Source organism: Bizionia gelidisalsuginis (genome assembly GCF_008086185.1).
Lineage (GTDB): Bacteria > Bacteroidota > Bacteroidia > Flavobacteriales > Flavobacteriaceae > Bizionia > Bizionia saleffrena.
Genome location: NZ_VSKN01000007.1, coordinates 19634 through 32354, shown reverse-complemented (window position 1 = coordinate 32354; position 12721 = coordinate 19634). Strand labels below are relative to the sequence as shown.

Genomic DNA, 12721 nt, shown 5'->3' with positions numbered 1-12721 from the left:
CCAAAACCAAAATGCATTAAAGCCCGTGCTTTGCAGTCATTTTAAGATTTTGTGCTGTCGTAAAAATTATAAATACTCCGGAGGTGGAGATATAATATTAAGGTTTGGTTTCGAGTAGTTTTTAAAGCGATAAAGAATATGGGCTTTCCCTTTTGCTAACTGAAATGTTAATAATTCGTTGGTTTGACTAAGCTGAAATACGACACTATTCTTAAAAATATTATTTTGTTCTTCTTCTTCAGTAGCATTATAAAAACCAGAAACATCAACGGTATCATTTATAGCTACTATAACAGTGGGCGTAACAAGAAACCCCACAAATAGGAATACAAGAATAATAGAAAGTGACAGTTTAGGCATATATCATTATTACAGGCTATAAAAATAGTTAAAAACAGCTTATTAATGTTACTTAATCTATAAAGTTATTTTACGTCTTTTTTTTATGCTACTGGTTTCCCATCGGTTAGCTTTATTTTATTCCAACCGTTTAAAGTATCTACTCTTTGAACTTTGGTTTATCGGGTTACGTTAATATTTCTTAATTTCTTGGGTTCGGCTCTGTTTTAGATACGTTCTGGTTGTCAATTGTTAAGCCTAAAACTTACAAAAACATGATGAAGTTAAACACATAATTAGCGCTACCTTATTTGTTCTAGTTTATGAATAAGAATTGTCTATATTCATAAAGGTAACAGACCCCGTATTAATATCGTACATCGCTCCAACAATTTTAATGTCTCCACAATTTTGCATTTCTGCTAATACAGGGCTTTCTTTAACAATTCTCTCTATAGTTAACTCTACATTTTTTGCGGATACGTTATCTACAAATTTCAAGTTTTTAGAGTTCCGTAAACCAGAGTCTTCTGGATAAATCACAGCGTTTACAGCTGGTTTTATTTTACTTAGCATTTTGGTTAAATTTCCTAGTTTTGCATTATCGCAAGCACCTTTTATTGCACCGCAACTGGTGTGCCCTAGAACAACAACCAGCTTTGTTCCTGCCAATTTACAGCCAAATTCCATACTTCCTAAAATGTCTTCGTTTACAAAATTTCCTGCAATACGAACACTAAAAACATCTCCTAAACCCTGATCGAAAACTAGTTCTGCCGAGACTCTAGAGTCTATACAACTTAAAATGGTAGCAAATGGAAATTGCCCATCACTAGTATCGTTAACTTGCTCTAATAAATTTCTATTCGCTTTTAAGTTATTTTGAAACCTTTCATTTCCTTCTTTCAAAAACTGTAAGGCTTTTTTAGGCGTCATTGTTGCCTGCGTTTCTTTGGTATGTACTTTCATATTATACGTGTGTTTTTATTACTTTTTAGTTATGCTGATTTTGGTCTTAGTGTAAAAAACTCTAGATAACTAGATGGGTTTTCTACCACTACCAATTCGGAAATAAGCTGAATATTTATGTTCCTTGCTTTTGCTTTATAGGCAAAATCGTCAAGAATCTCAATAATATCGTGATCTAAATATCTTGTTTGTCTTACGTCTAGTTGTAAACTAAAATTTTCAGGAATACGATCTAACTCTTTTAAAATCGCTCCTTTATTAAAGAATGTAACTTCTTCTGCTAGAGTTATTTTTAATTTTTTAGCTCCGTTACTATTATCTTCTATATGTAAAAAGTGCGAATTTTGGTAGCTTTTAATTAAAATCACAACAACACCAACGGCTAATCCTAAGGAGATACCTATTAATAAATCGGTAAAAACAATACCTCCAACAGTTACTATAAATGGGATAGATTGTTTCCACCCTAAATTAATCATCTTTAAAAATAATGAGGGTTTTGCGAGTTTATAGCCAACCACTAATAGAATAGCAGCTAGGACAGATAATGGAATCATATTCAAAAGCCTAGGAATTAACACAACAGAGATTAATAATAACAGCCCGTGAATAATAGCAGACATTTTACTGACTCCTCTAGCTTGAATATTTGCAGAACTTCGAACAATAACTTGAGTAATTGGTAGACCTCCAACTAACCCAGAAATAATATTTCCGATGCCTTGCGCCAATAATTCTCTATTTGTAGGTGTTACATTCTTATTAGGATCTATTTTATCTGTCGCTTCAACACAAAGTAATGTTTCTAAACTAGCAACTAAAGCGATAGTAAATGCAACAACCCAAACTTCTGGATTTGTAATCACTGAAAAATTCGGAAATCTAAATTGTGCTATAAAAGAAGCCGCGTCTTCTGGCACAGGAACACTTACCAAATGGGATTTATCAATACCTAAAAGCGCATTAGACCGAGTTAGAGTATAGAAAATAATACCTAATACAACTACCACTAAAGGGCCTTGGATTACTTGAAACATCCTTCCTTTTTTAGATAAAATTTTATCCCAAAATATTAAAATACTCAACCCTATAATTCCTATGAAAGCCGAACCTGGTGAAATATGATTTATAGTACTTATAATTCCGGAAAAGGTGTTCTCACCATCAAGCTGAAAAAACGCAAAATCGCCTTGAGGATCTGATTCGTAACCAAAAAAGTGTGGGATTTGTTTTAAGATAATAATTACCCCTATACCAGTAAGCATACCTTTAATAACAGAAGAAGGAAAGTAATACGCAATAATTCCAGCTCTTAAAATTCCTAAAATTAATTGAATAACTCCTCCTAATACAACGGCGACTAGAAAATTCTCATAACCTCCTAAAGTACTAATAGCGGTTAACACTATAGCCGCAAGACCTGCTGCCGGACCGCTAACCCCTATTTTAGAACCACTTAAAGCGCCAACGACGACTCCTCCAATAATACCTGCTATTACTCCTGAAAAAAGTGGCGCACCACTTGCTAATGCAATACCTAAACACAAAGGTAAAGCCACGAAAAACACGACTATACTCGCTGGTAAGTCGCTTTTAATTGTTTTAAACATAAAAATATTGTTAATTAAATAATAAAAATAAATAGCCATGATATAGGCTTAAAAAGCTATACCGAAAGCAAAAAAATACATATAAAATTAACTGTGTTCCGGAGGAGGAGAAATAAGATTTAAATGTGGTTTTAGATAATTTTTAAAGCAATACTTAGAATTCACTTTAACTTTTAAACCCTGAAGAAGATCGAATTCGCGATCCTCAGAAGTATGTACAACCTCAAAAGTTTTAGATTTCGAATTTTCTTCTTCTTCATTGACACTAAATAACAATAAAACGTTTGCTGAATCATCCAAAGCCACAATAATTGTAGGCATCATAAGGAAACCTGCAAATAGGAGTGTAAAAAAGAATGAAATTAATTTCTTAGACATAAATTGTTATCGTGATAGTAGGACACAAAAATAAAAAACAGAAATAAAAGAACCGTTAAATATTCCTTAAAATTCTTTAACGTCCTCTTTTTTTATCCAACCCATTTTACCATCGGTTAGCTTAATTTTATTCCAATCGCTTAGAGTATCTAATATTTGCACCTTTGTTCCTTCGTGTAGCGTAAAGGCTTCTTCACTTCTTGGATTTGGTTCTGTTTTTATACTACTTGATACCGCAAAAACAATGGCTGGATTATCTTCTTTAGCTACGTTATAGTTATGAACTGCTAACCCTAAAGTAATGAAAACGAGTAGTGCAGAAACCAAACTTCCGGTAAAAAGAAAACGTTTTATAACTGTTGATTGTGAGAAATAATACACTAAAAACAAAGCAACTCCTAAAACAACAAAACCAATTGCCGTTTTAGCCCAACTGTTATAAGAAAGTTTTTGGGTGAGATTTTTTACATATTTTACTAATCCCACTTCTGGAATTACGGCAATCGCATCAATAGTCATATTTTTTGCAAAGGCCATATTGTTTTCAATATCCGTATCGTTTGGTGCGAGTTGCTTCGCCTTTTCGTAATAATAAATACTTGGGGCAATATGGTTGGATTTGTAATGCGCGTTGGCCATATTAAAATACAACGCCGCCGAATGTTTATTACTTGTTTCTAAAACAGCGGTGTATTTATCTAAAGCCTCAGCATATTTCCCATCGTTGTATAACGCATTGCCTTGCTCAAAAAGCGCACTGCTTTGTGCTAGAGCCAAACTACTAACAAAGAGTATTATAATAAAAAAGATGTCTTTCATAATTCTAGAAAACATTAATAGTATCTAATAGTGTCGCTTAATAAATTTATTTTATCTGCTTGTCTATGGTATGTATTGTTCGCGCAGCTTTATCGTAATCTTGCTGCATTGCTACATTTGTAATTGGTGTGTAACGTGCCAATTCGCAATTCTCTAAAAGCGTATCGAAATCTAAAATAACTGCGCTGTCCACTTGTTTCCCCTCTAATAATTCTTTACTTTTTTCTTTACTAAACGCGTTATTTTCAATATTTAGTCTCGCTTTTAAATAGTTGTGTAATGCTTTTTCTAAAGCCACGTAAAATGCTTCTTTATCACCCAATGCTTTTTTAGCGTCACTTAAATAACGCTTCGCTAATTTATCGGCTTTTCTTAATCTATTGCCTACAACATCGTTTACGCGTTCTTCTTTTTTTCTTCGGAAGACTATCGCGAACGGAATAGCTAATAGAGGCGCCAATAAACCGGTCCAAAACCCTGTAGAGTTAAAGAAATCATTGGTTTCTTTTGAAACCAATTGCGCCTCAGTTTTAACAAACACAAACTCATCGTTGTTTAAAATAAAGCGTTGGTTTGGTGCACCTTCAGCTACAATATTATTATCTGAAGCACCGTAAACAGGCCCTTCAATAACGTTTACAATAGCCTCATTAGAAGAAATACGCTTATAACTTTCCGTTTTTAAATCGAAATAAGAAAACGATATACTTGGTATCGGGTACTTCCCTTTATACTGCGGTACAACCGTATAAGTATCTGTAATAGAACCTTGCATTCCGCTTAAATACGTGTTTATTTTTTCACTATATTCTGGCTCATAAACTTCTAGCGAACTTGGTAAATTAAGTTTTGGCAGCTGAAATAATTTCAAGTTCCCTTTACCCGAAACTGCCACTTTTGCTTGCAAAGATTCGTTCGCGTTTAAAGCGTCTTTAGAGGTGGTAACATTAAAGTTAAATTCACCAACAGCACCACCAAAATCTAAGGGTTTTCCGGTTTCCGGAAGGGGCTTTACTTTAATTGTTCTACTTCCTGCAGACACGGTTTTATGCACTTGAGACATTAAACGACCACCAAAAATATCACGACGGTTTGTTGGGATATCAATCGTTAAGTTTAAACTTAAGGGCTCAATTTCTAATGTTCCTGTTTTTTGTGGATATAATACAGCTTTTCTAAGAATAACATAGCGGTAGTCTTCTCCTTTATATTTTCCGTTTTCTATTTTAAGCCCTTTTATTTCTATATTCTGACTCCAGAAGTCGTTAAACTTCGGACTATTTATTTCTCTCCAATTACTTACTCCCGTGTTTGTAGAGACGTAAAGTTTGTACACTACCGTTATGGCTTCGTTTAAATATGGCGTAGTTTTAGATACTTCTGCAACTAAATGAATGCTGCCTTCTGGAATGGTTTGGGCAGTATTAGGATCGTTGGGTCTGCTTACGGCACTCGTTACCGCAATCGCTATTACAGAGGTTGAGTACGTTTCGCCCTCAATTTCTATCGTTGCTTGCTCAATCTTATAATTTCCTTGTTTTTTTGGCGATAAAAAATAGCTGTAGGTTTTTTTAAAAGTACGCTTACCGTTAATCCATGAATTACTAACCGATTGGTTGGGGCCTCCAATAATATCAAAATCAGCAAAACTTGGCGGACTAAAGTTATCGCCATTCTGGTTCATACTAAAATCGACACGCAAACGCTCGTTAACGCCTAATTTCTTCTTACTCACACGCGCTTCAAATTCTACTTGAGAGAATACAAAACTCGTGCTTAGTAAAAACAATAGTACAGTAATGTGTTTAAATAATTTCATTTGTTATGTCTTTGAACTCTTGTTAATACAAGACTTACAAACTATCAATTTTTATAGTTACCAATCTTTTTCGGTTTCTACTTTTGCACCTTTGGCTTTCTGAGCGTTCATTTTTTCCTGAACTTTCTGTTCCTCATTATTCATCGCTTCTAGCAGATTTTTTATTTGCTGTGGCGACATTTGGCCAGGCTGCTGTTGCGGTTTTTCTTGCTCCTTCTTATCATCGCCTTCTTCGCCCTTATCCTCTTTTTCGTCGTTAGGCTTAGCGTTATCCTCATTTTCGTTATCGCCGTCCTTTTTATCTTGATCGCCCTCATTATTGTCGTTTTCTTTATTTTGGCCGTCGTCTTTATTCTCCTTTTTGTTTTCGTCTTCTTTTTTGTCCTTATCCTTATCGTCTTTATCGTCTTCCTCTTCTGGCGGCTTTTCGTCTTTAGCACAGTCTTTAGCCAACGCTAAATTGTATCGCGACTCGTTATCTGAAGGATCATTTCTTAAGGCATTTTTATATGCTTCAACCGCTTCTCTGCACTTTTCATTCTTCATTAAAATATTCCCAATGTTATGGAATGCTTTATGTTTCTCAGACTTAGACACTGTATTTTTAATAGCCTGTTGATTGCGGTATAGCGCTTCTTCAAAATTCCCTTCTTTATAATAGGTAAGGCCTAAGTTATAGGCTCCAACAACACTTTGTGGTTCTTCCGATAGGGCTTTGCGATATTCCATTTCTGCCAATACGAAATCATCACTGCTAGCCAGTTCATTAGCTTCGACAACTAAACCATTTGCTTTTTTAATCGCTTTTTGCTTTGCCTTATCTGCATCTTGCGCGACCACACTGGCAAAACATAAAAACAATAAGTATAATAGACTGTGTTTCATAATTAATTTTGACACGAAAAAGATTCGTTTTTTGCAATTCATAAAGTTATTAAACTACTCTGATGCTTATAGTTAAAGATTTTATAAATTCTCGTTAAATAAGTTTAATTTCTTCAGCCATACTGTTTTGCGTTCTAGTAAAAACACATCGAGAAATAACAGTAAGAACCCTAAACCTAAAAACCATTGAAATTGGGACTCGTAATCCGCAAACTGCTTTGCTTCGAACTCTGTTTTGTCCATTGTATTTAAAATAGTTCTAATTTCTGACACCACTTTATCGGTATTATCACCTTTAATATATTTTCCATCGGCTTGACTAGCAATAGACTTTAACGTGTTTTCGTTAAGTCGTGTAATTACAGTTTCACCTTGTCTATCTTTTTTATACCCTTGTAAAACTCCGTTTCTTCGGATAGGAATTGTACCTCCTTTGGTGGTACCAACGCCAATAGTATAAATACGAATGCCTTCTTCTTTTGCTTCCTCTGCTATAGCGCTTGAAGAGCCTTCGTGATTCTCTCCGTCTGAAATAATGATAAGCACACGGTTAGTTTGCTCGTCGTCGTCGTAATAGGTTTTAGATAACTCTATCGCCTCATTAATCGCTGTTCCTTGCGATGACATCATATCGGTATTCATATTTTGAAGGAACATTTTAGCTGAACTATAATCTGTTGTAATGGGCAATTGCGGAAACGCTTTTCCGGCGTAGGCTATAATACCTACACGATCACTTGCCAAATTGTTTATAATTTGCGTCGCTAATTGCTTCGTTTTATCCAATCGGTTTGGTGCAATGTCTTCGGCCAACATACTTTTGGAAACATCGATCGCAAATACAATATCGACGCCTTCACGTTTAACGGTTTCGAGAGTAGATCCTGCTTTAGGATTGACTAGTGCAATGGCAAAACAGGCGAATGCCAAACAGAGAATACTTATTTTTAAAACCGATTTAAACAACGATTTATCTGGACTTAATCGGTTTAATAGTTTTTTATCTGCAAACTTACGTTGTGTATTTCGTTTCCAAAGTTGAAGCGCTAAAAACACCACGATAATTACCGGAATAATTAACAGTGCCCAAAACCATATTTTTTCTTCTAATTGAAACATTTATAAGTGGTGTTTTGTATGTATTTAAAATTAAATAAAACTTCTAAAAACGGTAAATCTTAAGAAAAACTCTAACAGTAAAAATAATCCTGCGATATACACGAAAAATCTAAATTTTTCTTGATAGTTATAATACTTAAACTCTTCAATATCTGTTTTCTCTAGCTTATTAATTTCGTCGTAAATCTCTTGTAATTTCTTATTATTTGTTGCTCTAAAATATTCTCCCCCAGTTGTTTGGGCTATTTCTTTTAGTAAAACCTCATCAATCTCAACTTTTACTCTTCCATATTGAAATTGTCCATTAGGCCGCAAGGCTACAGGCGATAGCGCCATACCGTTACTTCCAATTCCAATAGTATACGTTTTTATTCCAAACTCCACAGCCAATTCGCTCGCAATCTTAGGATTGATTGTACCTGAATTATTAACTCCATCGGTTAATAAAATAATAATTTTACTTTTTGCCTTACTATCTTTTAAACGGTTTACGGACGTTGCCAACCCCATTCCTATGGCGGTACCGCCTTCAATTATTGTATTATATTTAATATCGCTTAGTGCGCGAAGTACAATGCTTTTATCGCTAGTAATGGGTGTTTTTGTATACGCTTCTCCGGCATATTCTACAATACCAATACGATCGTTTGGGCGTCCCTTTATAAACTCTGAAGCCACGTCTTTAAGTGCTTCTAATCGGTTTGGCTTTAAATCTTTAGCCAACATACTGGCCGACACATCTATAGCAATAACAATATCTATACCGCGAGTGTTTTTTGTTTTCGTGGACACGTCTACCGTTCGCGGTCGTGCTAAAGCCACTATGATAAAGCCTAAAGCTAATAACCGAAACACGAATAACAAATGCCTAAATTTTGGCAGTAGAGAGCCCGATGCCTTAAACCCTTTTAAAGTCGATATTTTAAGCTGCGCTGTTTGTTTTTTATGTTTTAAAACATACCATAGCACAGCTATTGGTAGTGTCAAGAACAACCAGAAAAAGGCTTTATTTAAAAATTCTATTCCTTCAAACATTATTCAGCTTTTGGTTTTAATTCTATTGAATTTATTATGCGCTCTACAATTTCCTCGGTGTAATCATCATTGTTTTTCCAAGTAATTCGCACTTGTTGCAGTATATTCTGACTCGTAAAACTTAAAATGACGTATTTTCCTTTTTCTGTTTTACCAGATAGTATTGTCGGCAAATCGGCCGTACCAAAGGCTTTTAAACCCTCGGCACCTCTTGGTGTTACAAATTTCTCTTTATTAAGTACAATATTAATAGCGCCGCTTTGTTCCCAATCTTTTAAACCTTTATCTACTGCTTTATTTAAATCGATTTTAGGTTCCTGCTGTTCCTGTTGTGTTTGCTGTTGTGGCGCTGTATATTTGGTTGTGCTTACTACAATATTTAGATGTTCAATTAAGCCTCCATAGCTAAACATCGTGTTTTTAACTTGCTCTTTCAATTCGGAAGGCGTTTGCGCTTCACTACGTTTTAGCACTTTAGGCGTAGAAATCGTTAAAGGCGGAAAACCATATTCGCTAGTTACCCAATTACCTTCTAAAAGTGTTTTACTTTCGTTACCAATTATGGTATCTTTAACATAAGTAAAACCGTAAGTGGCAATAAAACCAATTAATGTTGCTAATATTAAAGCTAAAGATAGCACTACCGTGAGCACCACTTTTTTCTTTTTTTTACGTCGCTCTTGTTCTTCTTTATAACGTTTATCTTTTAATTTCTCTGCTTCGGTAGGTTCCGGAAGGGCACTTTTTACTTGATCGATTTCTATATCTATCGTTTTCCTGTCTATTTCAGCTAACGCAACATCTGGAGCCGATTTGGCAAATTTTACTAAATCGGCACGCTTTAAAATGGTTTCAATATTTCTAATATCGTTGTTACTTAACTCAATCTGATTACCCTCTTTTAATAATTTTAAACGATCTACTAATTCGTCGGTAGTACTTTCCAAAGCACGGTCGTACACTTTTTCATCTAAATATTTTCTAATAATAAAAGTGAGCTCTGAGTAATATTCTTTTAAGTTTTCAGTTTGAAGATAATTACTATCGTCTAATTTCTTTAACGCCATTTTAGCGCGATCGTAAGGTGGAAACAAAGCTATTTCTTCGGCTTCGGTTAGCGGTTTTTTCCTCCAAATAAACCAATACATTAAATACGCAATTACCGCGATACTAGCGATAGTGATAAAGCCATATATCCACCAGTTTCCAACGGCTTTTTCTACAGCTATCATTGGTTTTATATCGTACAATCCTTGTTTTGTAGTATCGATAACAACCGGATAAACCTCAATTCTTAACGAATCGGTAAAAACTGTTGTATTGTTAATAATTATTTTTTGCTTCGGAATAGTATACGCGCCAGAATCGAATTGCGTTAATCCGTATTTTTTAATTAATAAAAATGTCGCTTCTCGCTTAGTCGTATCGATAGCGTAAGATGAAATCATTTCTAGAGGCGAAAATGTCTGACCTTCAGGAAAAACAACCAATGCTGATGAATCGGCTTTAACTTCGATTTTATAAATAATTTCTTCGCCAATTTTTATGGATGTAGAATCTATTGAATAAGACACTTGAGCATAAGAAGACAAGGAGAAAAGCACAATGAAAAAGGTTAAAACACTGGCTTTTTGTTGTTTTATAAAACGATTTGTCATTTGTAATTTTAAAGTCATCATCTGTTTATCCTCTGCGTTTAAAATAGCCTAGTAATTTTTTTACATAGCTTTCGTGTGTCGCGCAGCTTATGGAACCTGCGCCAGATTTTGAAAAACTGTTTTTATAATAATTTTCTTTATCGTTGAAAAACGCACCGTACTCGGTTCTTACTTTTTTCGATGCTGTATTAATGTATTGTAAGGCTCCTGTTTCGGCATCTTCCATTTGTACTAGCCCCAAATTAGGAATTGATTCTTCACTTTTATCATACACTCGAATACCAGTAATATCGTGTTTTTTGGCGGCTATTTTTAACGTTTGGCTATACTCTTCAGCGATAAAATCACTCAAAATAAAAACAATGGCCTTTTTCTTCATAACGTTATGTAGAAACTTTAACGCTTTAGCCACATCGGTTTGTTTGCTTTTAGGTTTAAACTCTATCAGTTCTCGTATAATTCTTAACACGTGAGAACGTCCTTTTTTTGGTGGAATATAAAGCTCAATATCATCTGAAAACAAAATAAGACCTATTTTATCATTATTCTGAGTTGCCGAAAAGGCTAAAGTTGCTGCAATTTCGGTTGCCATTTCATTTTTAAATTGTTCTTGTGTTCCAAAAGCATTCGATCCAGAAATATCAACAACAAGCATCATTGTCAGTTCGCGTTCTTCTTCAAAAACCTTAATATAGGGTTCATGATACCGTGCGGTAACATTCCAGTCTATATTCCTTACGTCATCACCAAACTGATATTGTCGTACTTCAGAAAAAGTCATACCTCGTCCTTTGAAGGTAGAATGGTATTCCCCTCCAAAGAGATGATCGGACAACCGGCGTGTCTTGATCTCAATTTTACGTACTTTTTTTAGTAATTCTTTAGTATCCATTATAAGTGAAGTCCTTAAAAACTCAGGATTCTTAAATCGTTTTTATCTTATTACTGTGTGCGGTTATAGCTCTTTCGAGACTTTAAGAAGACTAAATTTAGGGTACCTCAATAACATTTACAATTTTACTAATAATGTCTTCTGAAGTTATATTCTCGGCTTCGGCTTCGTAAGTAAGCCCAATTCTGTGACGTAAAACATCGTAAACTACGGCTCTTACATCTTCTGGAATAACATACCCACGGCGTTTAATAAACGCATAGCATTTTGCTGCAGTAGCTAGGTTTATACTTCCACGAGGTGACGCCCCAAAAGTGATAAGTGGTTTTAACTCGTCTAATTTATATTGTTCTGGGTACCGTGTCGCGAAGATAATATCAAGAATGTATTTCTCAATTTTTTCATCCATATAGACTTCACGCACCACTTCTTGTGCTCTTAATATCTGTGCTACTGAAACAACAGGGTTCACTTTCTCCCAAGACCCTTTTAAATTGGCTCTCATAATGAGTTGTTCCTCGTGTTGTTTGGGGTAATCTATTACTGTTTTTAGCATAAAACGATCGACTTGTGCTTCAGGCAACGGGTACGTTCCTTCTTGCTCTACCGGGTTTTGCGTTGCCATAACAAGAAACGGCTTATCTAAAATATACGTTTCATCGCCAATAGTAACTTGCTTTTCTTGCATCGCTTCTAACAATGCCGATTGCACTTTTGCTGGCGCCCTGTTTATCTCATCTGCTAATACAAAATTAGCAAAAATAGGGCCCTTTTTTATCGAGAAATCATTCTCTTTCATATTATAAATCAGGGTTCCAGTAACGTCTGCCGGTAATAAATCTGGCGTAAACTGAATTCTACTAAAACTGCCATCTACGGCTTGAGCTAACGTATTAATAGCTAAAGTTTTTGCTAATCCTGGAACTCCTTCTAATAAAATATGGCCACGACCTAATAAGCCTACTAATAACCGCTCGATCATGTGCTTTTGTCCAACGATTACTTTATTCATCTCTAGCATTAATAAGTCTACAAAAGCACTTTCTCTTTCAATTTTCTCATTTATAGATTTAATATCCACTGTACTAGTTTCTTCTATCATTTCCTTAGTTTTTAAAAGTCGCATTTAAGTTCTGCAAATTGTTCATTTTTTTAATGACACCGTGTTAATAATTGGTTAAAAATTACTGTGATAATA

The 12721-nt window shown here is 34.9% G+C and carries 12 protein-coding genes; all 12 read right to left on the bottom strand.

Annotation, left to right across the window (positions count from 1 at the left end; translation table 11 throughout):
- Positions 1 to 66: 66 nt before the first annotated feature.
- The 12 genes from ES677_RS06830 to ES677_RS06775 all read right to left on the bottom strand — a co-directional run bounded on the left by ES677_RS06830 (position 67) and on the right by ES677_RS06775 (position 12625).
- Positions 67 to 360 (bottom strand): hypothetical protein, encoded by a 294-nt coding sequence (locus ES677_RS06830; RefSeq protein WP_148380843.1) that lies wholly within the window; start codon positions 358 to 360, stop codon positions 67 to 69.
- 300 nt (positions 361 to 660) lie between these two features.
- The gene (locus ES677_RS06825; protein ID WP_148380842.1) at positions 661 to 1308 is read right to left on the bottom strand and encodes a carbonic anhydrase family protein; all 648 of its coding nucleotides are present in this window, start codon (positions 1306 to 1308) and stop codon (positions 661 to 663) included.
- 29 nt (positions 1309 to 1337) lie between these two features.
- The gene (locus ES677_RS06820) at positions 1338 to 2918 is read right to left on the bottom strand and encodes a SulP family inorganic anion transporter (RefSeq protein ID WP_148380841.1); all 1581 of its coding nucleotides are present in this window, start codon (positions 2916 to 2918) and stop codon (positions 1338 to 1340) included.
- A gap of 87 nt (positions 2919 to 3005) precedes the next feature.
- On the bottom strand, positions 3006 to 3296 hold the full coding sequence (locus tag ES677_RS06815; RefSeq protein ID WP_148380840.1) for a hypothetical protein: 291 nt from the start codon (positions 3294 to 3296) through the stop codon (positions 3006 to 3008).
- A 66-nt stretch (positions 3297 to 3362) separates the two neighbouring features.
- On the bottom strand, positions 3363 to 4115 hold the full coding sequence (locus ES677_RS06810) for a tetratricopeptide repeat protein (RefSeq protein ID WP_148380839.1): 753 nt from the start codon (positions 4113 to 4115) through the stop codon (positions 3363 to 3365).
- 46 nt (positions 4116 to 4161) lie between these two features.
- Positions 4162 to 5934 carry a BatD family protein gene (locus ES677_RS06805; protein WP_148380838.1) on the bottom strand — a complete coding sequence of 591 codons (1773 nt, stop codon included), beginning with the start codon at positions 5932 to 5934 and terminating at the stop codon, positions 4162 to 4164.
- 57 nt (positions 5935 to 5991) lie between these two features.
- Positions 5992 to 6819 (bottom strand): tetratricopeptide repeat protein, encoded by an 828-nt coding sequence (locus ES677_RS06800; RefSeq protein WP_148380837.1) that lies wholly within the window; start codon positions 6817 to 6819, stop codon positions 5992 to 5994.
- A gap of 81 nt (positions 6820 to 6900) precedes the next feature.
- On the bottom strand, positions 6901 to 7938 hold the full coding sequence (locus ES677_RS06795) for a vWA domain-containing protein (protein ID WP_148369224.1): 1038 nt from the start codon (positions 7936 to 7938) through the stop codon (positions 6901 to 6903).
- A gap of 30 nt (positions 7939 to 7968) precedes the next feature.
- Complete coding sequence (locus ES677_RS06790; RefSeq protein ID WP_148369222.1) at positions 7969 to 8973, bottom strand: vWA domain-containing protein; 1005 nt, start codon at positions 8971 to 8973, stop codon at positions 7969 to 7971.
- Positions 8973 to 10649, bottom strand: coding sequence for a hypothetical protein (locus ES677_RS06785; RefSeq protein WP_148380917.1), 1677 nt, complete (start codon positions 10647 to 10649; stop codon positions 8973 to 8975). Before ES677_RS06785 ends, ES677_RS06790 begins: the two co-directional genes overlap by 1 nt.
- A 7-nt stretch (positions 10650 to 10656) precedes the next feature.
- The gene (locus ES677_RS06780; RefSeq protein WP_148369220.1) at positions 10657 to 11523 is read right to left on the bottom strand and encodes a DUF58 domain-containing protein; all 867 of its coding nucleotides are present in this window, start codon (positions 11521 to 11523) and stop codon (positions 10657 to 10659) included.
- Positions 11524 to 11620: 97 nt separating this feature from the next.
- Complete coding sequence (locus tag ES677_RS06775) at positions 11621 to 12625, bottom strand: AAA family ATPase (RefSeq protein ID WP_211357867.1); 1005 nt, start codon at positions 12623 to 12625, stop codon at positions 11621 to 11623.
- Positions 12626 to 12721: the final 96 nt, after the last annotated feature.

Bases quoted from the DNA above. Each gene is read 5' to 3' on its own strand.
- ES677_RS06825 (WP_148380842.1), bottom strand. From the start codon at position 1,308: ATGAAAGTACATACCAAAGAAACGCAGGCAACAATGACGCCTAAAAAA.
- ES677_RS06815 (WP_148380840.1), bottom strand. From the start codon at position 3,296: ATGTCTAAGAAATTAATTTCATTCTTTTTTACACTCCTATTTGCAGGT.
- ES677_RS06800 (WP_148380837.1), bottom strand. From the start codon at position 6,819: ATGAAACACAGTCTATTATACTTATTGTTTTTATGTTTTGCCAGTGTG.
- ES677_RS06790 (WP_148369222.1), bottom strand. From the start codon at position 8,973: ATGTTTGAAGGAATAGAATTTTTAAATAAAGCCTTTTTCTGGTTGTTC.
- ES677_RS06810 (WP_148380839.1), bottom strand. From the start codon at position 4,115: ATGAAAGACATCTTTTTTATTATAATACTCTTTGTTAGTAGTTTGGCT.
- ES677_RS06830 (WP_148380843.1), bottom strand. From the start codon at position 360: ATGCCTAAACTGTCACTTTCTATTATTCTTGTATTCCTATTTGTGGGG.
- ES677_RS06780 (WP_148369220.1), bottom strand. From the start codon at position 11,523: ATGGATACTAAAGAATTACTAAAAAAAGTACGTAAAATTGAGATCAAG.
- ES677_RS06805 (WP_148380838.1), bottom strand. From the start codon at position 5,934: ATGAAATTATTTAAACACATTACTGTACTATTGTTTTTACTAAGCACG.
- ES677_RS06795 (WP_148369224.1), bottom strand. From the start codon at position 7,938: ATGTTTCAATTAGAAGAAAAAATATGGTTTTGGGCACTGTTAATTATT.
- ES677_RS06785 (WP_148380917.1), bottom strand. From the start codon at position 10,649: ATGACTTTAAAATTACAAATGACAAATCGTTTTATAAAACAACAAAAA.
- ES677_RS06820 (WP_148380841.1), bottom strand. From the start codon at position 2,918: ATGTTTAAAACAATTAAAAGCGACTTACCAGCGAGTATAGTCGTGTTT.
- ES677_RS06775 (WP_211357867.1), bottom strand. From the start codon at position 12,625: ATGATAGAAGAAACTAGTACAGTGGATATTAAATCTATAAATGAGAAA.